Origin of the sequence: Pseudomonas sp. 37 R 15 (assembly GCF_900004865.1) — a bacterium.
Taxonomy (GTDB): domain Bacteria; phylum Pseudomonadota; class Gammaproteobacteria; order Pseudomonadales; family Pseudomonadaceae; genus Aquipseudomonas; species Aquipseudomonas fluorescens_AM.
Window position 1 is genome coordinate 98,314 of the sequence record NZ_CVTV01000051.1, and the last position, 22,950, is coordinate 121,263.

Below are 22,950 nucleotides of genomic sequence, written 5' to 3' on the forward strand. Positions count from 1 at the left end.
CGAGCGCGGACGGAGTCTCCCAACCGTTGGCATGAGTGGTTACAACCCGGCGTTCGCCGGTTTGTTCAGCGTTACTAATCTTTGACGCAGCTTCGTGAGCATGAAGCCGGTGGTCGGGTGACACAGGAAAATTGTTACCTGGCGGAAAACAACCTAACGGATGGGTTACGATGAGAGTAGGCACTTACAAGGGATATGTAATTTCGGTATTTCTCAGGGATGAGCATTGCCCGCCTCATGTGCATGTCAGGGGAAGGGCATGGGATGCACGTTTTCGTTTCAGTTTCCTGGATGGGGACGTGGAGCTGTGGGATGTAAACCCTGAACGCTGCCGACCACCCACAGCGATCTTGAAGGCATTACGCGAGGCAATAATGCAGCGGCACTACTTGGCGCGGGCACGCAGGATCTGGTGGGAAAACCTGCAAACGGTTTGCCTGGAGAACCATTCCTGGGATTGGGAAACCAGTGAGTTGTTGCCGGGGTTGATCATTCAGCGGGGCGTTTATGTGATCGCACGTGCCCGGCACGATGTCGTAGGGCAAAAAACAGTTTTGAGCCTGGTCAGGGCACCGGGGTTTGTGGAGATTGAATTATGAAAAAAATCGTAAAAGCCAAAGTCACACCCTATGTGCCTCTCAGCGATGCCGATGTCGACAAGGCAATAGCCCGTGGGCGCAAACTGAAGCGTCTGTATGCCAATGCCAGCAACGTGCGCTATCAAGACGACTGCATCTCCATTGGCTTCAGCGATGGCAGCCGTGTCATGTTGCCGGTGGCCGGTCTACCGGAGTTCGCGGGGTTTTCCCCGCAGGACTTTCAGCAGTTGGAGGTCGGTTTCGGCGGCAAGGCGCTTTGCTGTGAGGCCCGGGACCTGGACGTTTCGATCACGGGCCTTATCGCCACAAGCCAGCCTCTGATGGACCTCGCTACAAGCCTGGTAGCCTCGCGAAACGGTCGCAAACGCAGCGCCGCCAAATCAGCTGCCGCCCGGGCCAATGGCAAGAAGGGCGGCCGGCCGCGCAAGGACGTTCTGGATCCCGGCGACACGCCGGATACATGAATTCCAGCTTCGGAGTTGATGATGCCTGACAGATTTATCGACGGGTCAGCAATACACCCGATTCCATATGATGCGTCCACGGAAACTGGTCAAACATTGCACACCGGGTGATCCGGTGCGTGTCATGCAGTTGCGCAATGTTCGCCGCCAGCGTCTGCGGGTTGCAGGAGATATACAGGATGTTGTCGAAACGCCGGGTCAGTTCGCAGGTGTCCGGGTCCATGCCGGCGCGGGGCGGGTCGACGAATACGCTGCCGAATTCGTAGCTCTTCAGGTCGATGCCATGCAGGCGGCGGAACGGTCGCACTTCATTCAGCGCCTCGGTGAGCTCTTCGGCGGAAAGGCGCACCAGGGTGACGTTATCCACGGCATTTTCATCGAGGTTGCTCAGTGCCGCATTGACCGACGTCTTGCTGATTTCGGTGGCCAGCACCTTACGCACGCGGGTCGCCAACGGCAGAGTGAAATTGCCGTTGCCGCAGTACAGCTCCAGCAAGTCGTCCGGGCGATCGCCCAGGGCCTCGTACGCCCAATTGAGCATCTTCTGGTTCACCGTGCCGTTGGGCTGGGTGAAGGCGCCTTCGGGCTGGCGGTAGCTGAACGTACGGGCACCGACCTCGAGTTTTTCCACCACGTAATCGCGGCCGATCACATCGCGCTTGCCCTTGGAGCGGCCGATGATGCTCACGTCCAGCTCGGTCGCCAGTTGGTTGGCGGCGGCGTGCCAGTGCTCGTCCAGCGGGCGGTGATAGCACAGGGTGATCATCGCGTCGCCGGCCAGGGTGGTCAGGAACTCCACCTGGAACAGCTTGTGGCTCAGGGCGGCGCTGGCTTGCCAGGCGGCCTTGAGCTGCGGCATCAATTGGTTGATGCGTTGGCTGGCAATGGGAAACTCTTCAATGAGGATCGGCGTGCGCTTGTCGTCCTGGGCGAACATCGCGTAGTGGCGTTCCCCGCCTTCGCGCCACAGGCGGAACTCGGCGCGCAGGCGGAAGTTCTGCAGCGGCGAGTCGAAGACCTGCGGTTCGGGCGCGTCGAAGGGTGCCAGCAGGTCACGCAAACGCGTGACCTTGTCTTGCAGTTGAGCGGTGTAGTGTGCGGCGTCGAAAGTCATGCGTTGAACCAGCCCAGCTTGATCACGAACAGAATCGACAGAATCACCAGTGCCGGGTTCAGCTCACGGTAGCGGCCCGAAAGCAGCTTGATGGCGGTCCAGGCGATGAAACCGAAGGCGATGCCGTTGGCGATGGAGTAAGTGAACGGCATCGCCAGGGCGGTGATCACCACCGGCGCTGCCACGGTAATGTCATCCCAGTCGATTTCGGCCAGGCCGGACGTCATCAACACCGCCACGAACAGCAGCGCCGGCGCGGTGGCGAAGGCCGGTACGCTGGCCGCCAGGGGCGAGAAGAACAGCGCCAGCAGGAACAGGAGCGCGACCACGATGGCGGTCAAGCCGGTACGGCCGCCGGCGCTCACGCCGGCGGCGGATTCGATGTAGCTGGTGGTGGTCGAGGTGCCCAGCAGCGAGCCGGCCATGGCCGCTGTACTGTCGGCGATCAGCGCACGGCCCATTTTCGGCATATGGCCGTCCTTGCCCATCAGGCCGGCGCGCTTGGCGACGCCGATCAGGGTGCCGGAGTTGTCGAACAGGTCGACGAACAGGAAGGCAAAGATCACGCTGACCAGGCCGATATCCAGCGCGCCCTTGATGTCCAGCTGCAGGAAGGTCGGGGCCAGTGACGGCGGCATGGAGGTCACGCCGCCGAACGGGGTGACGCCCAGCAGGATCGAAACAATGGTCACCGCCAGAATGCCGATCAGCACGGCGCCGCGCACTGCCAGGGCTTCCAGCGCGACGATCAGCACGAAGCCCAGGGTCGCCAGGATCGGCGCCGGTTGTTTCAGGTCGCCCAGGCCCACCAGCGTGGCCGGATTGGCGACCACGATACCCGCGTTGTGCAGGGCGATCAGCGCCAGGAACAGGCCGATACCGGCGGCAATCGCCGAGCGCAGGGGCAGGGGTATGCTGTTGATGATCCACTCACGGATACGGAAGATCGACAGCAGGAAGAACAGCACCGCCGAAATGAATACCGCACCCAGCGCAACCTGCCAGGTGTGGCCCATGTGCAGCACCACGGTATAGGTAAAGAAGGCGTTGAGGCCCATGCCCGGTGCCAGGGCGATCGGGTAGTTGGCGATCAGGCCCATCACGGTGGAACCGATGGCCGCCGCCAGGCAGGTCGCGACAAACACTGCGCCTTTGTCCATGCCGGTTTCGCCGAGGATGCTCGGGTTGACGAACAGGATGTAGGCCATGGCCAGGAATGTGGTGATACCCGCGAGAATCTCGGTGCGCACATTGGTGTTGTGGGCTTTGAGTTGAAACAGCTTTTCCAGCATGCCGGCTCCCTGTGACGCTATCTTGCGTCGTGATTTGTTGACCTCTAAGTCAAAGCACAAACTGCGCCAAGCGCCTGTGGTTTCAGAGAGGATCGGAAAAAGCGGCGCATCATACCAGCAGCCGAGGCTGTATGGCGCATGGCCTTGAGGCATACTGCGCCGACGTTCAACAGCAGGTCATCGACAGCATGAAAAAAGCCAACGTGTGGAGTCTAGCGCTGATCGCCAGTATCAGCCTGTGGCTGGGCGCGGCACCGGCGTGGGGCGCGACTGCACCGGCCTTGAGCGAGGTGCGGGTGTTCAAGGTCGAGTCGGCGAAGTGCAGCGAGGCCATTCCGGAGCGCGTGCAGACCACTCAGATGTGCGAGCACCGCGGGCCCACCAAAGTCTCAGTGATGGAAGTCGGCCTGGGCAATAGCCCGATGGGCCGCTTCAACGGCGCAGAGTTGAACGGGCAACGCACGGCGGTGTGCCAGGTGGGAAACATCAGCCAGGCCTGCAACGGGGCAGGCACGCTGATGGGCTACATCTATGTGTTCGACCTTAACGTGCAGGCCCAGGGTTGGTTCGAATTCACCAATACGTCAATCAATCCCCCGCAAAACACCCTGAGAACCCAGCTCAATATCCACTGATCAATCATCTTGAACGCTCAAAACCCCGGGAAGTCGTACCCCTGAGACGGCGATTTTCCTGAACGCCGCGGATGTAGACCAACCCGTGAGGTGTTTATGAGCGCGACCCCCAATGGCGCGGCGGCCCAGCCGTACGTTGCCCACCCGATACGCTTGACCCTCAATGGCCAGGATCGCCAATTGAGTGTGCTGCCCTGGACCACCTTGCTGGACCTGCTGCGCGAACAACTGGACCTGGTCGGCAGCAAAAAGGGCTGTGACCACGGCCAGTGCGGTGCCTGCACCGTCTTGCGTGACGGCAAACGCGTAAACGCCTGCCTGACCCTGGCCGTGATGTGCGACGGCGCCGAGCTGACCACCATCGAAGGCCTGGCCGATGGCGACCAACTGCACCCGATGCAGCAAGCCTTTATCAAGCACGATGCCTTCCAGTGCGGCTACTGCACCCCCGGCCAGATCTGCTCGGCGGTCGGCCTGGCCAACGAAGGCCGCGCCCACGACAGTGCGCAGATCCAGGAACTGATGAGCGGCAACCTGTGCCGCTGCGGCGCCTACAGCAATATCCGCGACGCCATTGAAGAGGCGCTGCCGGCGTGCGGCAACCGGGGAGGTGAGCAATGAATCCGTTCCATTACAGCAAGCCGGCCGATGTGCACGAGGCGGTCAACCTGAGCAGCGCGGCGTCACGCTTCATTGCCGGCGGCACCAACCTGCTGGACTTGATGAAAGAGAACATCAGCCGCCCTGAGCACCTGATCGATATCACCGGATTGCCGCTGCGCGCCATCGAAGAAACCGCTGAGGGCGGCCTGCGTATCGGCGCGCTGGTCAGCAATGCCGACCTGGCCTGGCACCCGCTGATCGAGCAGCGTTACCCGTTGCTGTCCCAGGCCATCCTGGCCGGGGCCTCGCCGCAACTGCGCAACATGGCCAGTACCGGTGGCAACCTGCTGCAGCGCACCCGCTGCTACTATTTCTATGACGCCACGGTGCCGTGCAACAAGCGTGAGCCCGGCAGCGGCTGCCCGGCACGCACCGGCTTGAATCGCATCCACGCGATCCTTGGCGCCAGCGAGCAATGCGTCGCCACCCACCCCTCGGACATGTGCGTAGCCCTGGCAGCGCTGGAGGCGCGGGTGCATGTGCAAGGGCGCGGCGGGGCGCGGGTCATCGAGTTTGCCGATTTCCACCGTCTGCCGGGTGATGCGCCGCAACGGGACAACCAATTGGCCGATGACGAACTGATCACGGCCGTGGAATTGCCTGCCGATAACCTGGCTCGCCACAGTCACTACCTGAAGATCCGCGACCGTGCGTCCTATGCGTTTGCGCTGGTGTCGGTTGCCGCTGCCCTGGAGCTGGACGGCGACGAGATCATCGACGCCCGCCTGGCCCTGGGCGGTGTGGCCCACAAGCCCTGGCGTGACCGTGCGGTGGAAGCTTCCCTGATCGGCCGCCCAGTCAGCCGCGAAACCTTCAGTAACGCCGCCGATGCCCTGCTGCAAGATGCCGAGCCGCTGCAACACAACGGCTTCAAGATCAAGCTGGCGCGCCGCGCAATCATTCGAGCACTGAGCGACGCTGCGGTCGCGGGAGAACAGCCATGAGTGCCATCGGCAAACCCCTGGACCGTGTCGACGGTCTGCTCAAGGTCACCGGCAAAGCACGCTATGCCGGGGAATTTCCCGAGGACGGCCTGCTGCATGGCAGCGTGGTATCGAGCACCATCGCCAAAGGCCGGGTCATCCGGATCGATGCCTCCAAGGCCCTGGCGCTGCCAGGCGTGGTGGACGTCATCGATCACCTCAATCGCCCCCGGATCGCCAGCTACGACGATGCCTTCGCCGATGCGGATGCCGCCGACGGCTCGCCCTTTCGCCCGCTGTACAACGACCGCGTGCTCTACAGCGGACAGCCGCTGGCGCTGGTGATCGCCGATAACCTGGAGCTGGCGCGGCATGCCGGCTCGTTGGTGGAGATTGAGTACGCGCGCGAAGACTTCGAAACGGACCTGATCACCCAGCAGGAATCGGCCCACCCTTCGCCGCAGACCCCGCCCGGCCCGCGTGGCAACTTCCAGGCCGAATGGGCTGGCGCCGCCATCAGCCTCGATCTGCACTACAGCACGCCCATCGAACACCATAACCCGATGGAACCCCACGCCAGCACCGTGCTGTACCAACCGGACGGCACGTTGCATATCCACGACAAGACCCAGGGGCCGCAGAATTGCCAGGCCTATGTACAGAAAGTGTTCGGCCTGGATAAAAGCCAGGTGCGCATCTTTGCCGCGTTTGTCGGCGGTGCCTTTGGTTCGGGCCTGCGCCCGCAGTACCAATTGCCACTGGCGGTGATGGCATCGCTGGCACTGAAGCGTTCGGTACGCGTCACCCTGACCCGCCAGCAGATGTTCACCTTCGGCTACCGCCCTCGCACCCTGCAGCGCTTGCAGATGGGCGCCGCCGCCAACGGGCGCCTGCTGGCCCTGGGGCATACCGCAATCGGCCAGACTTCACGCTTCGAGGATTTCAGCGAACACGTGGTGGAATGGAGCGGCATGCTCTACCACTGCGATAACGTGCAGTTGACCTACAACCTGGTGCCGCTGGATGTATTCACCCCACTGGACATGCGTGCTCCAGGCGCGGCCCTGGGCGTGATCGGCCTGGAATGCGCCATGGATGAACTGGCCTGTGCCCTGGCCATCGACCCGGTGCAACTGCGCCTGATCAACTACGCCGAGCGTAACCAGAACGAGGACAAACCCTGGTCGAGCAAAGCCCTGCGCGAATGTTACAGCGAAGGCGCCGAGCGTTTCGGCTGGAGCCAGCGCAACCCCGAACCGCGCAGCATGCGCGACGGCCGCCAGTTGATCGGCTGGGGCATGGCCGGCGGGGTGTGGGAAGCCATGCAGATGAAAGCCAGTGCCAAGGCGCGCATCGACAGCGACGGCAAACTCACCGTCAGCAGCGCCACCACCGATATCGGTACCGGCACCTACACTGTGATGACCCAGATCGCAGCCCAGGCCAGCGGCGTGGCGATGGCCGATATCCGCTTCCTGCTGGGCGATTCGTCCTTGCCCACGGCGCCATTGCAGGGCGGCTCGTTTACCGTGTCGTCCGTCGGTACTGCCGTGCAGCAGGCCTGTGAAGCCCTCAATGCCAAACTGCTGGAAACCGCCCGGCAGGTTTACCCGGTGTTCAAGGACGCCCGGTCCGTTCGCTTCGAAGAGGGCCAGTTGCATACCGGTGACGTGAGTGTGTCGTTGGCCCAGTTGGTCAAGGACAGCGGTGAGGACGCGCTGGAGGTGCAGATAGACAGCGAGCCCGATAAGAAGCGCGAGGGCTATGCCAGCGCCACCCATTCGGCGGTATTCGTCGAAGTGCGCGTGGACGAGGACCTGGGCACCATCAAGGTCAGCCGCGTGGTCAGCGCCATTGCGGCCGGGCGTGTGGTCAATCCGAAAATGGCGCGCAGCCAGATCCTCGGCGGTGTGGTGTGGGGCATCGGCATGGCGCTGCATGAAGAGACCCAGGTCGACCATCAACTGGGGCGCTACATGAACCACAGCCTGGCCGAGTACCACATCCCGGTGAATGCCGATATCGGCGAGATTGACGTGCTGTTTGTCGAAGAACACGACGAGATCGTCAATGCGCTGGGGTCCAAGGGCGTAGGAGAGATCGGCATTGTCGGGGTGGCGGCGGCGGTGGCGAATGCCATCTATCACGCCACTGGCAAACGGGTCCGGGAGTTTCCGATCACCCTGGACAAGGTGCTCTAAAAGACAGCGCGTAACCCATGTGGGAGGGGGCTTGCCCCCGATGACGGCGTGTCAGTCGACGCTGATGCGACTGATCTACCGCTATCGGGGGCAAGCCCCCTCCCACATTTGACCTTATTGTCATCGCGGGTCAGGCGGTGGTTTTCAACACAGGCTCTTCCACCGGAACATGCATACGGTCGCGATTGGCCAGGGTCGGGAACAGTTTGATCCACACCCCGGTTACCACCAGCGTGCCAATCCCGCCCATGACCACCGCAGGCACAGTGCCGAACCAGTGCGCGGTGATGCCCGATTCGAACTCACCCAATTGATTGGATGCACCGATAAACAAGCCGTTGACCGCACTCACCCGGCCGCGCATTTCATCCGGCGTTTCCAGTTGCACGAACGAAGCCCGGATCACCATGCTGATCATGTCCGCCGCGCCGAGCACCACCAGCACCGCCAGGGAGAACCAGAACGAGGTCGACAGCCCGAACGCGATGGTTGCCACGCCGAACACGCCGACCGCGGTGAACATGACGCGACCGACCTTGCGGTCCACCGAAAAACGCGCCAGCCACAGTGACATCAGCAGCGCTCCCACCGCCGGTGCCGAGCGCAACAGACCCAGGCCCCAGGGGCCGGTCAGCAGGATGTCCTTGGCGAACACCGGCAATAATGCGGTGGCGCCGCCCAGCAGCACGGCAAACAGGTCCAGGGAAATGGCGCCGAGGATGTCCGACCGGCTGCGGATAAAGCGAATCCCGGCGAGCAGCGAGTCGAGGGTGGCCTTGCCTTTGTTCAGCGGCGTCTGGCGGGCCGGCAGGTTCAAGGTCAGCCCGCAGGCGATCAGGTACAGCACCACGGTCGGGCCGTACACCCAGACGCTGCCGAACGCATAGAGCAAGCCGCCGAGGGCCGGGGCGACGATGGTCGCCAATTGCTGGGCCGATTGCGACGACGCCACGGCCCGAGGGAACAGCGCGCTGGGCACGATACTCGGCAGCATTGCCTGGGTGGTGGGCATTTCGAATGAACGCGCGGCGCCAAGCAGGAAGGCGAGGACGAAGATCATCTCGCGGGTCACGTTGCCGGTCAGCCCGCCGATGGCCAGGGACAGGGCAATCAGCGCCTGGACGGTCTGGCAGATGGCGGCGACTTTGCGTCGCTCATAGCGATCGGCCACATGCCCGGTGTGCAGCATGAACAGCACGCGCGGCACGAACTCCACCAGGCCGACCAATCCCAGGTCCAGCACATTGCCGGTCAGTTGATAGAGGTTCCAGCCGATGGCCACGGTCAGCATCTGGAAACCGCTGGCGGTAAAGATCCGCGCCAGCCAGAACGCGATGAAAGGACGGTGGTGACGTAACAGCAACGCGGGTTCACTAGGCATTGGGCGTACAGGTCGGTGCCGAAGGGAGCGTCGAGATTAGCATTATGTTGTAACAAAGAGTTGCAATAACCTCGGTGAGGCAAGCTGTCACGCGGCAAAACACCACACAACTGCCCATCGAAAATGGGACTACTCTTTCAACGATGCTTGATCCAGATCAACGCCCGCTCCGGGATTGCTCTGGTGGCCGAAAGGCCAGACTCCCTGCGTGACGGGTAAAAAAAGAAACGAATTGAAATTCGCCACACTCCATATCCGTGGGGGCAGTGGGTGCAGGCTCCGAGCCCGCAGCCGGTATTACCTGACAGAGGAAGACTTATGTTCGGTTTGGAGGCGCTAGATCTCGCCCGAATTCAATTTGCGTTCACCATCTCGTTTCACATCCTGTTCCCGGCGATCACCATCGGCCTGGCCAGTTACCTTGCGGTGCTGGAGGGCTTGTGGCTCAAGACCCGCAACGACACCTACCGTGACCTCTACCATTTCTGGTCGAAGATCTTTGCCGTCAACTTCGGCATGGGCGTGGTCTCCGGCCTGGTCATGGCTTACCAGTTCGGCACCAACTGGAGCCGTTTTTCGGACTTCGCCGGCGCCGTCACCGGGCCGCTGCTGACGTATGAAGTACTCACCGCGTTCTTCCTCGAAGCCGGTTTCCTGGGGGTAATGCTGTTTGGCTGGAACAAGGTGGGGCGCAACCTGCACTTCTTCTCCACCGTGATGGTGGCGATCGGTACGCTGATCTCGACGTTCTGGATTCTCTCCTCCAACAGCTGGATGCAGACGCCGCAAGGCTTTGAAATCGTCGATGGCCGCGTGATCCCCACCGATTGGTTCGCCGTGGTCTTCAACCCCTCATTCCCCTACCGCCTGGCGCACATGGCCACCGCTGCCTTCGTGGCCACGGCGTTCTTCGTCGGTTCGTCGGCGGCCTGGCATTTGCTGCGCGGCAAGGACAACCCGGCGATCCGCAAAATGCTCTCGATGGCGATGTGGATGGCCTTGATCGTTGCGCCCATTCAGGCGGTGATCGGCGACTTCCACGGCCTCAATACCTTGAAGCACCAACCGGCCAAAATCGCCGCGATTGAAGGTCACTGGGAAAACATCGGCAATGAACCCACGCCGCTGATCCTGTTCGGCTGGCCGGACATGAAGGCCGAAAAAACCAAGTATGCGGTGGAAATCCCCTACCTGGGCAGCCTGATCCTGACCCACTCGCTGGATAAACAGGTGCCGGCGCTCAAGGACTTCCCGCCTGAAGACCGTCCCAATTCGACCGTGGTGTTCTGGTCGTTCCGGGTCATGGTCGGCCTGGGTTTCCTGATGATCTTCACGGGCTTGTTCAGCCTGTGGCTGCGCCGTGGCGACAAGATGTACACGTCCAGGCCGTTCCTGTACCTGGCGTTGTGGATGGGCCCGTCCGGTCTGATCGCGATTCTCGCCGGCTGGTTCACCACCGAAATCGGTCGCCAGCCGTGGGTGGTCTACGGGCTGATGCGCACGGCGGATGCCTCTTCCGGACATAGCCTGGCGCAGATGACCATCACCCTGGTGCTGTTCGTGGTGGTGTACTTCGCGCTGTTCGGCGCGGGCCTGGGTTACATGATGCGACTGGTGCGCAAAGGGCCTGTGGTTTACGAGGTCACCGAGCCGACCCAGGGTGGACCTGGCCAGAAACGTACCCCGGCGCGTCCGTTGTCCGCTGCCGATGATGGCACCGATAACGACCACGACGACATCCAGCACAAGGGGCATTGAGATGGGCATTGATCTTCCGCTGATCTGGGCCGTGATCATCATCTTCGGCATCATGATGTACGTGGTGATGGACGGCTTCGACCTGGGCATCGGCATCCTGTTTCCGTTCGTGAAGGGCAAGACCGACCGCGACGTCATGATGAACACCGTGGCGCCCGTGTGGGACGGTAACGAGACCTGGCTGGTATTGGGCGGCGCGGGGTTGTTTGGTGCGTTTCCGCTGGCCTACTCGGTGGTGTTGTCGGCGTTGTACCTGCCGCTGATCCTGATGTTGATCGGGCTGATCTTTCGTGGCGTGGCCTTCGAGTTCCGCTTCAAGGCCAAGGACCATAAGCGTCACTTGTGGGACAAGGCGTTTATCGGCGGCTCGCTGACGGCCACGTTCTTCCAGGGCGTGGCGTTGGGGGCGTTCATCGATGGTATTCCGGTGGTCAACCGCCAGTTCGCCGGCGGCTCGCTGGACTGGCTGACCCCGTTCACGATGTTCTGTGGCGTGGCGTTGATCGTGGCGTATGCCTTGCTCGGCTGCACCTGGCTGATCATGAAGACCGAAGGCAAGTTGCAGGAACAGATGCACAACCTGGCGCGCCCGCTGGCCTTCGTGGTGTTGGCGGTAATCGGTATCGTCAGCCTGTGGACGCCGCTGACCCATTCGGACATCGCCGCGCGCTGGTTCACCCTGCCGAATCTGTTCTGGTTCCTGCCCGTGCCGCTGTTGGTGCTGGTGACGATGTACGGGTTGTTCCGCGCCGTGGCACGCCGTGCGCACTACACGCCATTCCTGCTGACGCTGGTATTGATCTTCCTGGGTTACAGCGGCCTGGGGATCAGCCTGTGGCCGAACATCATTCCACCGTCGGTGTCGATATGGGACGCCGCCGCGCCGCCGCAAAGCCAGGGCTTCATGCTGGTGGGGACCTTGTTCATCATTCCGTTCATCCTGGGCTACACCTTCTGGAGCTACTACGTGTTCCGCGGCAAGGTCACCCATGAAGACGGTTATCACTAGGAGAGTCGCAGCATGGCGGGCAAACCTTCGTTGCACGATATCGAACAGGCCGAGAAACAGCCGCTGTGGCGGCGCCTTGGATGGCTGGCGATGATCTGGACTGGCAGTGTGCTGGCCCTGTTTATCGTCGCCAGCCTGATGCGCATGTTCATGAACGCGGCCGGCCTGACCACGCACTGACATCCCTATCCGGGCCTTGCGGCCCGGTTTTTTTGAGTCCTGCTCTTCTTACTGGAAGGGTGGGGCTTTTTTTTATTTGCGCGCCTTGAGAATGACGAACTTGGGTGTGGCCGCCACTTGTTCGACGCCGCGAAACAGGCGCGCCAATTTGCTGTGATAACCCAGGTGACGGTTACCGACGATATACAGCGCGCCACCCACCACCAGCGCCTCGCGCGCCTGCTGGAACATGCGCCAGGCGAGAAAGTCGCCCACCACCTGCTGCTGGTGGAACGGCGGATTGCACAGCACCACGTCCAACGACTGCGGGTCCTGGCCGGCCAGGCCGTCATCGGCGCGCACGATGACATCCCGTCCGCCCAGCGCGGCCTGCCAGTTTTCGGCGGCTGACTGCACCGCCATGAAGGACTCGTCCACCAGGGTGTACTGCGCGTCAGGATTTTGCAGCGCGCTGGCAATTGCCAGTACGCCGTTGCCGCAACCAAGGTCGGCCACGCGGGCGCCGCCCAGGTTGTTCGGCAGGTGCGGCAAGAAGGCGCGCGTGCCGATGTCCAGGCCTTCGCGGCAGAACACGTTGGCATGGTTGAGCAATTCGATGGCCGGGGTATCCAGCGAGTAGCGGGTAGGGTAGGGCGATATGGGCGCGGGGCGATCCGCGACGGTGGCGATCAGCAGCCGGGCCTTCTTTGCCGCAAGCGTGGCATGCATCGGCCCGATATAACGCTCCAGCAGTTCACCGGCGGCGCGTGGCAAGTGTTTGATCATCGCCCCGGCGATCACTTCGGCGCCCGGTGCCAGTTGCCCCTGCAGACGAATCAACTGTTCTTCCAGCAGCGCCAGGGTCTTCGGCACACGGAGCAACACCCGATCGAACGGCCCGACCGGCACTTGGCTGGCCGGTACGAACCTTACCGCATCAAAGGCTTTACCGTTGCGCACCAGGTTTTTTCCCAGGCCTTGCGCGGCGAGGAACGAGTCCCCGCTGGAGGTCACCTGCACCTGGCCTGCAAGGCTGGCCGCGAGGGCGCCGAAGCTGTCATTGAGTACCAGCACACGGGTTTGCGCAGGGGGTTGCTGGCCGGCGAGGTGGCTGAGCAGGTATTCGTCGGCGGCATCGAAGGCTTGCAGCGGATCATTGTGTTGCTCGGGCTGACGGATCAAATCGAGCTGGGCGAAGGGGCTGTCAAGCAGGGGCATGGCGGGGGAGGCTCTGGGTAATCGACGGAACCGTCTGAGTGAACGGCGAGGCAACCTTTGAAAGGGCAGCATCAACACTCAGAATGGGCCGCAAATGTTACTTTTTTTTCAACGCGATGACATGCGCTGTTTCTTGTGCGGGTTAAAACAGCCCTGCTTTAGAGGCGCTGAGCACAGCCTGGATCTTGTTGTGCACCCCAAGCTTCTTGAAGGTGCTGCTGATATGAAAGCCCACCGTACGCTCGGACAGGCAGAGAATAGCCGCGATCTCGGAAGCGGTCTTGCCCATGGCGGACCACTTGAGGACCTCCGTTTCCCGTGCGGTTAACTTGCTGGGCGTGGTGATATGGGCTTTGTCGGCGTATTTTTTTGCAACGACTGCATGCATCGCATGGCACAGCCACAACACCTGCCCGGCTTTTTCGTAAAGCTCTTCGGGGCTGACCTCGCCTTTGCCACGCGTCAGCGTGAGCATGCTGTACACACCTTGGAAATCATGGACCGCCTGGGTCCAGCCCAAGTGCACCCCAAACGACTGGGCCAACTCCCACAACTGGGGGGTACTGCTAAACGTTTTCGGGTCCCAGACAATGGGCAGGACACTGTTCTTGCAGTGGGATACAACAGGGTCTATTTCGAAGAAATGCGCTCGTTTATAAATGTTCCTCCATTCATTCGGGTGGTTGTCAAGATGGACGGGATCTGTTTGGTCGTTTTGTGCCTGAGCGCTCATCGTAAATGAGCAATATTGGAATCCCAACTCATACGTGTGATTAATGACCATTTCAAACACGCTGGTGATTTCGCTCTCGCCTGCCAGCTTGGGTAACCGTGTATTGCGCCATTTGACCATCAATATTTCTCCCTGGGTTTTTATGACTTGGGTACGTCCTGATCCCAATGCTGCTCGAATGGGAAGTGTAGGATAAGTCTTACTTGTGAGATTGAAAAAAAATTCATTGACTGGCTTGGACCGGGACTGCAACAGGGTGGACGAGGACTGGGTTTTAGTCGGACTTATGCAGGAGGGCGCGGTTTTTCAATAGTTTGCAGGTAGTGCTAAAGTGACACTATCTAGACGTTCAGCTACATGTTGTTGTGTATTGCGGGTGTGTTCATAGCGAAATGTTTAGTCCGGAATTGGTGCGCTATTTGTCACTGATTGTAACCAGCCTGACAGGTTCGCCGGCTCGAGCGAATGTCGAGCGAATGCCGAGCGAATGTAATGTCACTACCAATCAGCGGTGTTTGCGCGGCGCGCTTTGAGAGACACTACGGCCCTGTGCAAAACGGAGCCCCCCATGACGGCCAGTGCTGAGAAATTTACCCGCCAGACCTTGCTCGACGTGCAATCGCTGACCCCCAGCCTCTTTACCCTGCGCACCACGCGTGATGCCGGTTTTCGCTTTACCGCCGGCCAGTTCGTGCGTCTGGGTGTCACCAAGGCGGATGGCAGTACCGTGTGGCGCGCCTATTCCATCGTGTCGTCGCCGTTTGACGAATACCTCGACTTCTTTTCCATCGTGGTTCCAGGCGGCGAGTTCACCAGTGAGTTGAGCCGCCTGAAAGTCGGCGATACCTTGCTGGTGGAGCGCCAGGCCACGGGCTTTCTGACGCTGAACCGCTTTGTAGACGGGCGTGATCTGTGGCTGCTGGGCACCGGCACCGGGGTGGCACCGTTCCTGTCGATCCTGCAGGATTTCGAGGTGTGGGAGAAGTTTGAACGTATCGTCCTGGTGTACAGCGCACGCGAGGCCAGGGAACTGGCATACCAGACGCTGATCAAGGAACTGGGCGAGCGCGAATACCTGGCCGAATACGCCCACAAGCTGATCTACATCCCTATCGTCACCCGCGAGCAGCATCCGGGCGCATTGAACGGGCGTATCACCACCTTGATCGAGAACGGGGAGCTGGAGCGCGCGGCCGGCATCGCGTTGACGGCGCAACACTCCCGCGTGCTGATTTGCGGCAACCCGCAGATGGTCGATGACACACGCCAGTTGCTCAAGCAGCGCGACATGCAACTGAGCCTGAGCCGACGCCCGGGCCAGGTGGCGGTGGAAAACTACTGGTAAAAAAAGGCGCCTCACAAGGCGCCTTTTTGCATCTGCCGGTCAGAGCGGTTTGTCGTTCTGTGCCTTGAGCAGGTCGCGGATCTCGCCCAGCAGCACCTCTTGCTTGGTCGGTGTCGGTGGCAGCGTCGGGGCTACGGCCTCTTCGCGCTTGAGGCGGTTGATCGCCTTGACACCCATGAAGATGGCGAAGGCGACGATCAAGAAGTCGACCACGCTCTGGATGAACTTGCCGTATGCCAGCACCACGGCGGGTGCATCGCCTTGCGCGGCTTTAAGCGTGATTGCCAGGTCGCCGAAGTCCACGCCACCGATCAACAGGCCGAGCGGCGGCATCACCACGTCCCCTACAAACGAGGAAACAATTTTGCCGAACGCGGCGCCGATGATGATACCGACGGCCATGTCGACCACGTTACCTTTGACCGCGAAGGCCTTGAACTCACTGATCACGCCCATAAGTTATTCCTTGTTACAGTTGAAAAGGGTGGAAGTCAGTGTAAGTCAGTCGTAGCGGGCTTGCGCGACACAACCTTTAACACTGTTGGTTTTTATCGACACATTAAAACGCAATTAGTTTGCAAAGTGCCACCAATCGCGCGCGGAATACGGCGAATTTCAGCGGGTTACCAGATTTTTTTCTCAATCGGGCCTGTGGGGTTTTTCTATTTATCTTCTGACCCGCAGGTCACTAGCCTCTGGCAAGCACAACTGAATGTGCACTAAAAAAACCAGAGGAAACCTTGATGAACCCTTCAATCAATCGCAGGCCCGTGTCGGCACGCCAAGCCTTGGCGTTGGTGACCGTCAGCCTGCTGACCCTCTCTGTGCAAGCCGCCAACCTGACCCGTGACAACGGCGCCGCCGTTGGCGATAACCAGAACTCGCAGACGGCCGGCGCCAATGGCCCCGTGCTGCTGCAGGACATTCAATTGATTCAGAAGCTGCAGCGCTTTGACCGCGAACGTATCCCCGAGCGCGTGGTGCATGCCCGTGGCACGGGCGCCCATGGCACCTTCACCGTGACCGACAACCTCAGCGACCTGACCAAGGCCAAGGTATTTGCCGCCGGTGAAGCCACGCCGGTATTCGTGCGCTTCTCGGCCGTGGTCCACGGCAACCATTCCCCGGAAACCCTGCGCGACCCACGGGGCTTCGCCACCAAGTTCTACACCGCCGAAGGCAACTGGGACCTGGTCGGTAATAACTTCCCGACGTTCTTCATTCGCGATGCCATCAAGTTCCCGGACATGGTCCACGCCTTCAAACCGGACCCGCGCACTAACCTGGACGATGACTCGCGTCGTTTCGACTTCTTCTCCCATGTTCCAGAGTCCACTCGTACACTGACCGAGTTGTACTCGGACTCCGGCACACCGGCCAGTTATCGGGAGATGGACGGCAACGGCGTACATGCCTACAAGTTGATCAACGCCAAGGGTGAAGTGCACTACGTCAAGTTCCACTGGAAGAGCCTGCAAGGCATCAAGAACCTCGACCCCAAGCAAGTCACCGACGTGCAAGGGCGTGACTATAGCCATATGACCAATGACCTGGTCACCCATATCAACAAGGGCGACTTCCCCAAGTGGGACTTGTATGTGCAGGTGTTGAAACCTGAAGACCTGGCCAAGTTCGATTTCGACCCGCTGGACGCCACCAAGATCTGGCCGAATGTGCCGGAGCGCAAAGTCGGGCAAATGGTGCTCAACCGCAACCCGGGCAATGTTTTCCAGGAGACCGAACAAGTGGCGATGGCCCCGGCCAACCTGGTGCCGGGTATCGAGCCGTCGGAAGACCGCCTGCTGCAAGGTCGGGTGTTCTCCTATGCCGATACGCAAATGTACCGATTGGGCGCCAATGCCCTGCAACTGCCGATCAACGCTCCACGGGTCACCGTCAACAACGGCAACCAGGACGGCGCGTTGAACGTCGGCAAGACCACCACTGGCGTGAACTACCAGCCAAGCCGCCTGTTGCCACGGGAAGAGCCGCAAGCTGCGCGCTACAGCCAATCGCCGCTGTCGGGCAGCACCCAGCAGGCGAAGATCCAGCGTGAGCAGAACTTCAAGCAGGCCGGCGACTTGTATCGCTCCTACAGCAAGAAAGAGCGTCAGGACCTGATCGACAACTTCGGTGGCTCGTTGGCGACCACCGATGATGAGAGCAAGCACATCATCCTGTCGTTCCTCTACAAAGCCGATCCGGAATACGGCACCGGTGTGGCCAAGGTGGCCAAGGGTGACTTGGCGCGTGTGAAAGCACTGGCTGACAAACTGAGCGACTAACCGCGCCCTCCTGTAGGCGCGAGCTTGCTCGCGAAGAACTCAAAGGCAACGCATTCATCCAGGATGCACGGGTTATCGTTGACGTTTTTCGCGAGCAGGCTCGCTCCTGCAAGGGGGGCTTTCTCAAGGATTTTGATCATGCGTACGTTCATATGGGCACTGCTGGCCTGCTGTTCGTTCAGTGTGCTGGCCGAACAACCCCCATCCAATGACCCTGGTGCGCTCAAGGCGCAGCTTCAGGACTATTATTTCGACGCCGCCCGTCGTGGCGACCTCGACATGCTCAACACGTTCATTGAGTCGGGCTACGCCCTGAATACTCAGGACGACAAGGGCTACACCGCCTTGATCCTCGCCGCCTATCACGGCCAAAGCGCCTACGTTGAGCGCCTGTTGGCCGCTGGCGCCGACGCCTGTGTGCAGGACAAGCGCGGCAACACCGCGCTGATGGGCGCGATTTTCAAAGGCGAACTGAAAATCGCCCAGCGTTTGCTGGCCACCGACTGCAACCCCGACCAACGCAACGGCGCGGGGCAGACCGCCGCCATGTACGCCGGGCTGTTCAAACGCGTCGAACTGCTGGGCGAACTGAAGGCCAAAGGCGCCGATCTCAACGCCGAAGACCCTATCGGCAACACGGCCTCGCGCTTGGCCAACGGCGAAATCCGGACCCCGGCGCCGCGCTGAGCTATCATCGCGGTTTTTCGGTTGGAGGTTCTTCAATGGCAAAGGCCAAGCGCATGTACGGCTGCACGGAGTGCGGCGCGACCTTTCCCAAATGGGCGGGCCAGTGCGGCGAGTGCGGTGCGTGGAACACCCTGACTGAAACCATGATTGAAAGCGGTGGCGCCGCAGCGCCCACCGGCCGCGCCGGCTGGACCGGGCAACAAGCGCAGATCAAGACCCTGGCCGAAGTCAGCGTCGAAGAGATCCCGCGCTTCTCCACCGCCTCCGGTGAGTTGGACCGGGTATTGGGCGGTGGCCTGGTGGACGGCTCGGTCGTGCTGATCGGCGGCGACCCGGGCATCGGTAAATCCACGATCCTGCTGCAAACCCTGTGCAGCATCGCCAGCCGCATGCCGGCGCTGTACGTCACCGGGGAAGAGTCCCAGCAACAAGTGGCCATGCGCGCCCGTCGCCTGGGCCTGCCCCAGGACCAACTGCGGGTCATGACCGAAACCTGCATCGAAAGCATCATCGCCACGGCGCGCATCGAAAAACCCAAGGTCATGGTGATCGACTCGATCCAGACGATTTTCACCGAGCAACTGCAGTCAGCGCCTGGCGGCGTATCCCAGGTGCGTGAAAGCGCGGCGCTGTTGGTGCGCTATGCCAAGCAGAGCGGCACGGCGATCTTCCTGGTCGGCCACGTGACCAAGGAAGGCGCGCTGGCCGGGCCGCGAGTGCTGGAACACATGGTGGATACCGTGCTGTATTTCGAGGGTGAATCCGATGGCCGCCTGCGGTTGCTGCGGGCGGTGAAAAACCGCTTTGGCGCGGTGAACGAGTTGGGTGTGTTTGCCATGACTGACCGGGGGCTGAAAGAAGTCTCCAATCCGTCGGCGATCTTTCTCACCCGCGCCCAGGAAGAAGTCCCAGGCAGCGTGGTGATGGCGACGTGGGAAGGCACCCGACCGATGCTGGTGGAAGTCCAGGCGCTGGTGGATGACAGCCATCTGGCCAACCCGCGACGGGTCACCCTCGGCCTGGACCAGAACCGCCTGGCCATGCTGTTGGCGGTGTTGCACCGCCATGGCGGTATTCCGACGCACGATCAGGACGTCTTCCTCAACGTGGTGGGCGGGGTCAAGGTATTGGAGACCGCTTCCGACCTGGCGTTGATGGCGGCGGTGATGTCCAGCCTGCGCAACCGGCCATTGCCCCATGACTTGCTGGTGTTTGGCGAGGTAGGGTTGTCGGGCGAAGTGCGCCCGGTGCCCAGTGGCCAGGAACGCTTGAAAGAGGCGGCCAAGCATGGCTTCAAGCGGGCGATCGTGCCCAAGGGCAATGCGCCGAAGGAAATGCCGCCAGGATTGCAGGTGATCGGGGTCACGCGCCTGGAACAGGCGCTGGATGCGTTGTTCGAGTAATCACCAACACCGCAAAACCAATGTGGGAGGGGGCTTGCCCCCGATGGCGGCAGGTCAGTCAATCTATCAGCACCTGACACACTGCTATCAGGGGCAAGCCCCCTCCCACATTTTGCCCTGTGTTGGCATCTAGGTTTCCAGCAATGCCGCCAACTCGCGCTCCAGTTCCTCTTGATCGCCCAGGTTCAATTCGATCAAACGTCGCAAATGGCTGATCGAGTCCAGGTCGATGTATTGGCATACGAAACCCAATTGACCCTGGTCTTCGTGGGTAAGACGAACCTGCATCTTTATATGGGCCTTCGGGTCCAGGCGTATGTCCACGTCGAACGGCAGCGCTTTATTGCCCTTCCAGTCTTGCGGTCGCTGTACCAGCAGCCCCTTTAACGACAAATCCACCAATTGCACTGGCCATTCGCGTTCGTTTTGCCGAAGTTCGGTCTTGGCGTCAAAGGCAATCCGGCGAAAACGGCGGCGGTCGGACGCGTGCTCGGTCATGGTGAAGTCCTCTGTGAATAGAAGGATTGTAGCCCTGCGCCATCATTCAGCCTTTATTTCTGCTTTTTTTGCATCGGCAAGGCTCTAGACCAACGTAGGGGGGTGGCCTTTAAGGCCAACAGCGCTAAACTCGGGCTGGCTGTCCTTTCTGTCCACCCTGGCTGGAATATAAAAATGAAAAATAATAATAGCCTGCTACGCCATCTACCCTGGCTGGTGCTGGCAATCGTAGGAGCGTGCGCCCTCGGCGTAGTGGCCTTGCGCCGCGGCGAGGCGATCAACGCCTTGTGGATTGTAGTCGCTGCGGTGGCCATCTACCTGGTCGCGTACCGGTACTACAGCCTGTTCATCGCCAATAACGTGATGCAACTGGACCCACGGCGGGCCACCCCCGCAGTGATCAACAACGACGGTCTGGACTACGTGCCGACCAACAAACATATCCTTTTCGGTCACCACTTTGCGGCGATTGCCGGTGCGGGCCCTCTGGTCGGCCCGGTGTTGGCGGCGCAAATGGGTTACCTGCCCGGCACGCTTTGGCTGATTGCCGGTGTGGTGCTGGCCGGTGCGGTGCAGGATTTCATGATCCTGTTCCTGTCCACCCGGCGTAACGGCCGCTCCCTGGGCGACATGGTCCGCGAAGAGATGGGCCGGATTCCCGGGACTATCGCGCTGTTCGGCTGCTTCCTGATCATGATCATCATCCTCGCGGTGCTAGCGCTGATCGTGGTCAAGGCCCTGGCCGAGAGCCCGTGGGGCATTTTCACGGTGATGGCGACCATCCCGATCGCGATGTTCATGGGCATTTACATGCGCTACATCCGTCCGGGCCGCATTGGCGAAATTTCGATCATCGGCGTGCTGTTGCTGCTGGGTTCGATCTGGCTGGGCGGGCAGATCGCCGCTGACCCGGTGTGGGCCAAGGCCTTCACCTTCACCGGGATCCAGATCACCTGGATGCTGATCGGCTACGGTTTCGTTGCCGCAGTACTGCCGGTATGGCTGATCCTGGCGCCGCGTGACTACCTGTCGACCTTCCTGAAAATCGGTACCATCATCGCGCTGGCGATTGGCATCCTGGTCACCATGCCTGACCTGAAAATGCCGGCGCTTACCCAGTTCATCGACGGCACCGGCCCGGTGTGGAAGGGCGGCCTGTTCCCGTTCCTGTTCATCACCATTGCCTGTGGCGCGGTCTCCGGCTTCCATGCGCTGATCTCCTCGGGCACCACGCCCAAGCTGCTGGCCAATGAAAGCCATGCGCGTTACATCGGTTACGGCGGCATGCTGATGGAGTCGTTCGTGGCCATCATGGCGATGGTTGCCGCGTCGGTGATCGAGCCTGGCGTGTACTTCGCCATGAACAGCCCGGCGGCGATTGTCGGCACCGACGTGGTGACCGTGGCGCAGACCGTCAGCAGCTGGGGCTTTGCAATCACCCCCGAGGCGCTGTCGGCCGTGGCCCATGACATCGGTGAAACCACCATCCTGGCACGTGCCGGCGGTGCACCGACCCTGGCGGTCGGTATCGCGCAGATCCTGCACAGTGTGCTGCCGGGTGAAAACACCATGGCGTTCTGGTACCACTTTGCGATCCTGTTCGAAGCGCTGTTCATCCTGACGGCGGTCGACGCCGGTACCCGTGCCGGCCGTTTCATGCTGCAAGACCTGCTCGGCTCCTTCGTGCCGTCGCTCAAGCGCACTGAATCCTGGACCGCCAACCTGATTGCCACCGCCGGTTGTGTGGCGATGTGGGGTTACCTGCTGTACCAAGGCGTGATCGACCCACTGGGCGGCATCAACACCTTGTGGCCGCTGTTCGGCATCTCCAACCAGATGCTGGCCGGGATCGCGCTGATGCTCGCCACGGTTGTGCTGATCAAAATGAAGCGTCAGCGCTACATTTGGGTGACCTTGCTGCCGGCAGTCTGGCTGTTGATCTGCACCACCACGGCGGGCTTTATCAAGCTGTTCGACGCCAACCCGGCGATCGGCTTCCTGTCGCTGGCGAAGAAATACAGCGATGCCCTTGCCAATGGCCAGATCCTCGCCCCGGCCAAGAGCATCGACCAGATGCAACACGTGATCTACAACGCCTACACCAACGCAACGCTGACGGCGCTGTTCCTGTTCGTGGTGTTCAGCATCCTGTTCTATGCGCTCAAGGTCGGCATTGCCGCCTGGGGCAACAAAGAGCGTACGGATAAAGAAGCTCCGTTCCAGGCTGTACCGGACGCATAACCGAGGATTGCACGCATGTTCAATGACATCAGTCGCCTCGGTAAATACCTCGGTCAGGCCGCGCGCCTGATGGTCGGCATGCCCGACTACGACACCTACGTCGAGCATATGCAAACCAAGCACCCGGACAAACCGATGATGGACTACAAGGCGTTCTTCCGGGAACGCCAGGAGGCCCGTTACGGCGGCAAGGGTGGGCCCAAGTGCTGCTGACCCGGCACTCGGGCCTGCGGTAATTCCATGTGGGAGGGGGCTTGCCCCCGATAGCGGTGTATCAGCGGCACATCAGTGCCTGACACACTGTCATCGGGGGCAAGCCCCCTCCCACAGTTGTTTTGTGTT

General features: G+C 61.0%; 22 protein-coding genes. 15 read left to right on the plus strand and 7 right to left on the minus strand.

The genetic code is table 11. The annotated features are described in order from the left end of the window. Positions 1-170: 170 nt before the first annotated feature. Together BFQ04_RS18860 and BFQ04_RS18865 are read left to right on the plus strand one after the other, a co-directional pair. Positions 171-599, plus strand: coding sequence for a DUF4160 domain-containing protein (locus BFQ04_RS18860; RefSeq protein WP_065952102.1), 429 nt, complete (start codon positions 171-173; stop codon positions 597-599). Further along, positions 596-1,063 carry a DUF2442 domain-containing protein gene (locus BFQ04_RS18865; RefSeq protein ID WP_065952103.1) on the plus strand — a complete coding sequence of 156 codons (468 nt, stop codon included), beginning with the start codon at positions 596-598 and terminating at the stop codon, positions 1,061-1,063. The genes BFQ04_RS18860 and BFQ04_RS18865 overlap by 4 nt, the downstream gene beginning before the upstream one ends. A gap of 34 nt (positions 1,064-1,097) precedes the next feature. On the opposite strand, the gene trmA is transcribed toward BFQ04_RS18865, so the two are convergent. Both trmA and BFQ04_RS18875 read right to left on the minus strand, forming a co-directional pair. Further along, the gene (gene trmA, locus BFQ04_RS18870) at positions 1,098-2,177 is read right to left on the minus strand and encodes a tRNA (uridine(54)-C5)-methyltransferase TrmA (RefSeq protein WP_065952104.1); all 1,080 of its coding nucleotides are present in this window, start codon (positions 2,175-2,177) and stop codon (positions 1,098-1,100) included. Beyond that, the gene (locus BFQ04_RS18875; protein WP_065952105.1) at positions 2,174-3,469 is read right to left on the minus strand and encodes an NCS2 family permease; all 1,296 of its coding nucleotides are present in this window, start codon (positions 3,467-3,469) and stop codon (positions 2,174-2,176) included. The genes trmA and BFQ04_RS18875 overlap by 4 nt, the downstream gene beginning before the upstream one ends. A 188-nt stretch (positions 3,470-3,657) precedes the next feature. Between BFQ04_RS18875 and BFQ04_RS18880 the strand changes: the two genes are divergently transcribed. From BFQ04_RS18880 to BFQ04_RS18895, 4 genes are all read left to right on the plus strand, one after another. Further along, positions 3,658-4,104: a DUF4879 domain-containing protein gene (locus BFQ04_RS18880; RefSeq protein ID WP_065952217.1), complete on the plus strand. Its 447-nt coding sequence runs from the start codon at positions 3,658-3,660 to the stop codon at positions 4,102-4,104. A gap of 96 nt (positions 4,105-4,200) precedes the next feature. Next, positions 4,201-4,725: a (2Fe-2S)-binding protein gene (locus BFQ04_RS18885; RefSeq protein WP_065952106.1), complete on the plus strand. Its 525-nt coding sequence runs from the start codon at positions 4,201-4,203 to the stop codon at positions 4,723-4,725. Continuing rightward, the gene (locus tag BFQ04_RS18890; protein WP_065952107.1) at positions 4,722-5,711 is read left to right on the plus strand and encodes an FAD binding domain-containing protein; all 990 of its coding nucleotides are present in this window, start codon (positions 4,722-4,724) and stop codon (positions 5,709-5,711) included. Before BFQ04_RS18885 ends, BFQ04_RS18890 begins: the two co-directional genes overlap by 4 nt. Then, a complete protein-coding gene (locus tag BFQ04_RS18895) occupies positions 5,708-7,891 on the plus strand; it encodes a xanthine dehydrogenase family protein molybdopterin-binding subunit (RefSeq protein ID WP_065952108.1) in 2,184 nt (727 codons plus the stop codon). The genes BFQ04_RS18890 and BFQ04_RS18895 overlap by 4 nt, the downstream gene beginning before the upstream one ends. A gap of 130 nt (positions 7,892-8,021) precedes the next feature. Here BFQ04_RS18895 and BFQ04_RS18900 read toward each other — a convergent pair whose 3' ends face one another. Then, positions 8,022-9,272, minus strand: a complete 1,251-nt coding sequence (locus BFQ04_RS18900; RefSeq protein ID WP_065952109.1) for an MFS transporter — start codon at positions 9,270-9,272, stop codon at positions 8,022-8,024. 318 nt (positions 9,273-9,590) lie between these two features. Here BFQ04_RS18900 and BFQ04_RS18905 point away from each other — a divergent pair, with 318 nt between their 5' ends. The 3 genes from BFQ04_RS18905 to BFQ04_RS18915 are packed head-to-tail and all read left to right on the plus strand — an operon-like array spanning position 9,591 to position 12,219. Then, complete coding sequence (locus BFQ04_RS18905) at positions 9,591-11,030, plus strand: cytochrome ubiquinol oxidase subunit I (protein WP_065952110.1); 1,440 nt, start codon at positions 9,591-9,593, stop codon at positions 11,028-11,030. Position 11,031: 1 nt separating this feature from the next. Next, positions 11,032-12,039, plus strand: a complete 1,008-nt coding sequence (gene cydB / locus BFQ04_RS18910) for a cytochrome d ubiquinol oxidase subunit II (protein ID WP_065952111.1) — start codon at positions 11,032-11,034, stop codon at positions 12,037-12,039. Between the two features lie 12 nt (positions 12,040-12,051). Further along, the gene (locus tag BFQ04_RS18915; protein ID WP_065886906.1) at positions 12,052-12,219 is read left to right on the plus strand and encodes a DUF2474 domain-containing protein; all 168 of its coding nucleotides are present in this window, start codon (positions 12,052-12,054) and stop codon (positions 12,217-12,219) included. A 72-nt stretch (positions 12,220-12,291) separates the two neighbouring features. Here BFQ04_RS18915 and BFQ04_RS18920 read toward each other — a convergent pair whose 3' ends face one another. Then, positions 12,292-13,416, minus strand: coding sequence for a methyltransferase (locus tag BFQ04_RS18920; protein WP_065952112.1), 1,125 nt, complete (start codon positions 13,414-13,416; stop codon positions 12,292-12,294). A 142-nt stretch (positions 13,417-13,558) separates the two neighbouring features. After that, positions 13,559-14,269 (minus strand): helix-turn-helix transcriptional regulator, encoded by a 711-nt coding sequence (locus BFQ04_RS18925; protein ID WP_065952113.1) that lies wholly within the window; start codon positions 14,267-14,269, stop codon positions 13,559-13,561. Between the two features lie 448 nt (positions 14,270-14,717). Between BFQ04_RS18925 and BFQ04_RS18930 the strand changes: the two genes are divergently transcribed. Further along, positions 14,718-15,494, plus strand: a complete 777-nt coding sequence (locus BFQ04_RS18930; protein ID WP_065952114.1) for a ferredoxin--NADP reductase — start codon at positions 14,718-14,720, stop codon at positions 15,492-15,494. A gap of 39 nt (positions 15,495-15,533) precedes the next feature. Here BFQ04_RS18930 and mscL read toward each other — a convergent pair whose 3' ends face one another. Further along, entirely contained in the window at positions 15,534-15,950 is a 417-nt protein-coding gene (gene mscL / locus BFQ04_RS18935; RefSeq protein ID WP_065952115.1) for a large-conductance mechanosensitive channel protein MscL, read from the minus strand. Between the two features lie 287 nt (positions 15,951-16,237). Here mscL and BFQ04_RS18940 point away from each other — a divergent pair, with 287 nt between their 5' ends. The 3 genes from BFQ04_RS18940 to radA all read left to right on the plus strand — a co-directional run bounded on the left by BFQ04_RS18940 (position 16,238) and on the right by radA (position 19,869). Continuing rightward, the gene (locus BFQ04_RS18940; protein ID WP_065952116.1) at positions 16,238-17,779 is read left to right on the plus strand and encodes a catalase; all 1,542 of its coding nucleotides are present in this window, start codon (positions 16,238-16,240) and stop codon (positions 17,777-17,779) included. A 138-nt stretch (positions 17,780-17,917) separates the two neighbouring features. Next, complete coding sequence (locus BFQ04_RS18945) at positions 17,918-18,466, plus strand: ankyrin repeat domain-containing protein (protein WP_065952117.1); 549 nt, start codon at positions 17,918-17,920, stop codon at positions 18,464-18,466. A 35-nt stretch (positions 18,467-18,501) separates the two neighbouring features. Continuing rightward, entirely contained in the window at positions 18,502-19,869 is a 1,368-nt protein-coding gene (gene radA, locus BFQ04_RS18950; protein ID WP_032884669.1) for a DNA repair protein RadA, read from the plus strand. A 129-nt stretch (positions 19,870-19,998) separates the two neighbouring features. On the opposite strand, the gene BFQ04_RS18955 is transcribed toward radA, so the two are convergent. Then, positions 19,999-20,367, minus strand: a complete 369-nt coding sequence (locus tag BFQ04_RS18955; RefSeq protein ID WP_065952118.1) for a PilZ domain-containing protein — start codon at positions 20,365-20,367, stop codon at positions 19,999-20,001. 174 nt (positions 20,368-20,541) lie between these two features. Between BFQ04_RS18955 and BFQ04_RS18960 the strand changes: the two genes are divergently transcribed. Together BFQ04_RS18960 and BFQ04_RS18965 are read left to right on the plus strand one after the other, a co-directional pair. Beyond that, positions 20,542-22,608: a carbon starvation CstA family protein gene (locus BFQ04_RS18960; protein ID WP_065952119.1), complete on the plus strand. Its 2,067-nt coding sequence runs from the start codon at positions 20,542-20,544 to the stop codon at positions 22,606-22,608. A gap of 15 nt (positions 22,609-22,623) precedes the next feature. After that, on the plus strand, positions 22,624-22,821 hold the full coding sequence (locus BFQ04_RS18965; RefSeq protein WP_003176208.1) for a YbdD/YjiX family protein: 198 nt from the start codon (positions 22,624-22,626) through the stop codon (positions 22,819-22,821). Positions 22,822-22,950: the final 129 nt, after the last annotated feature.

Coding starts and splice junctions, on each gene's coding strand:
- BFQ04_RS18960 (WP_065952119.1), top strand. CDS start 20,542: ATGAAAAATAATAATAGCCTGCTACGCCATCTACCCTGGCTGGTGCTG.
- BFQ04_RS18920 (WP_065952112.1), bottom strand. CDS start 13,416: ATGCCCCTGCTTGACAGCCCCTTCGCCCAGCTCGATTTGATCCGTCAG.
- BFQ04_RS18925 (WP_065952113.1), bottom strand. CDS start 14,269: ATGGTCAAATGGCGCAATACACGGTTACCCAAGCTGGCAGGCGAGAGC.
- BFQ04_RS18860 (WP_065952102.1), top strand. CDS start 171: ATGAGAGTAGGCACTTACAAGGGATATGTAATTTCGGTATTTCTCAGG.
- BFQ04_RS18880 (WP_065952217.1), top strand. CDS start 3,658: ATGAAAAAAGCCAACGTGTGGAGTCTAGCGCTGATCGCCAGTATCAGC.
- BFQ04_RS18955 (WP_065952118.1), bottom strand. CDS start 20,367: ATGACCGAGCACGCGTCCGACCGCCGCCGTTTTCGCCGGATTGCCTTT.
- BFQ04_RS18915 (WP_065886906.1), top strand. CDS start 12,052: ATGGCGGGCAAACCTTCGTTGCACGATATCGAACAGGCCGAGAAACAG.
- BFQ04_RS18905 (WP_065952110.1), top strand. CDS start 9,591: ATGTTCGGTTTGGAGGCGCTAGATCTCGCCCGAATTCAATTTGCGTTC.
- cydB (WP_065952111.1), top strand. CDS start 11,032: ATGGGCATTGATCTTCCGCTGATCTGGGCCGTGATCATCATCTTCGGC.
- BFQ04_RS18930 (WP_065952114.1), top strand. CDS start 14,718: ATGACGGCCAGTGCTGAGAAATTTACCCGCCAGACCTTGCTCGACGTG.
- trmA (WP_065952104.1), bottom strand. CDS start 2,177: ATGACTTTCGACGCCGCACACTACACCGCTCAACTGCAAGACAAGGTC.
- BFQ04_RS18945 (WP_065952117.1), top strand. CDS start 17,918: ATGCGTACGTTCATATGGGCACTGCTGGCCTGCTGTTCGTTCAGTGTG.
- BFQ04_RS18965 (WP_003176208.1), top strand. CDS start 22,624: ATGTTCAATGACATCAGTCGCCTCGGTAAATACCTCGGTCAGGCCGCG.
- BFQ04_RS18940 (WP_065952116.1), top strand. CDS start 16,238: ATGAACCCTTCAATCAATCGCAGGCCCGTGTCGGCACGCCAAGCCTTG.
- BFQ04_RS18865 (WP_065952103.1), top strand. CDS start 596: ATGAAAAAAATCGTAAAAGCCAAAGTCACACCCTATGTGCCTCTCAGC.
- mscL (WP_065952115.1), bottom strand. CDS start 15,950: ATGGGCGTGATCAGTGAGTTCAAGGCCTTCGCGGTCAAAGGTAACGTG.
- BFQ04_RS18900 (WP_065952109.1), bottom strand. CDS start 9,272: ATGCCTAGTGAACCCGCGTTGCTGTTACGTCACCACCGTCCTTTCATC.
- radA (WP_032884669.1), top strand. CDS start 18,502: ATGGCAAAGGCCAAGCGCATGTACGGCTGCACGGAGTGCGGCGCGACC.
- BFQ04_RS18890 (WP_065952107.1), top strand. CDS start 4,722: ATGAATCCGTTCCATTACAGCAAGCCGGCCGATGTGCACGAGGCGGTC.
- BFQ04_RS18895 (WP_065952108.1), top strand. CDS start 5,708: ATGAGTGCCATCGGCAAACCCCTGGACCGTGTCGACGGTCTGCTCAAG.
- BFQ04_RS18885 (WP_065952106.1), top strand. CDS start 4,201: ATGAGCGCGACCCCCAATGGCGCGGCGGCCCAGCCGTACGTTGCCCAC.
- BFQ04_RS18875 (WP_065952105.1), bottom strand. CDS start 3,469: ATGCTGGAAAAGCTGTTTCAACTCAAAGCCCACAACACCAATGTGCGC.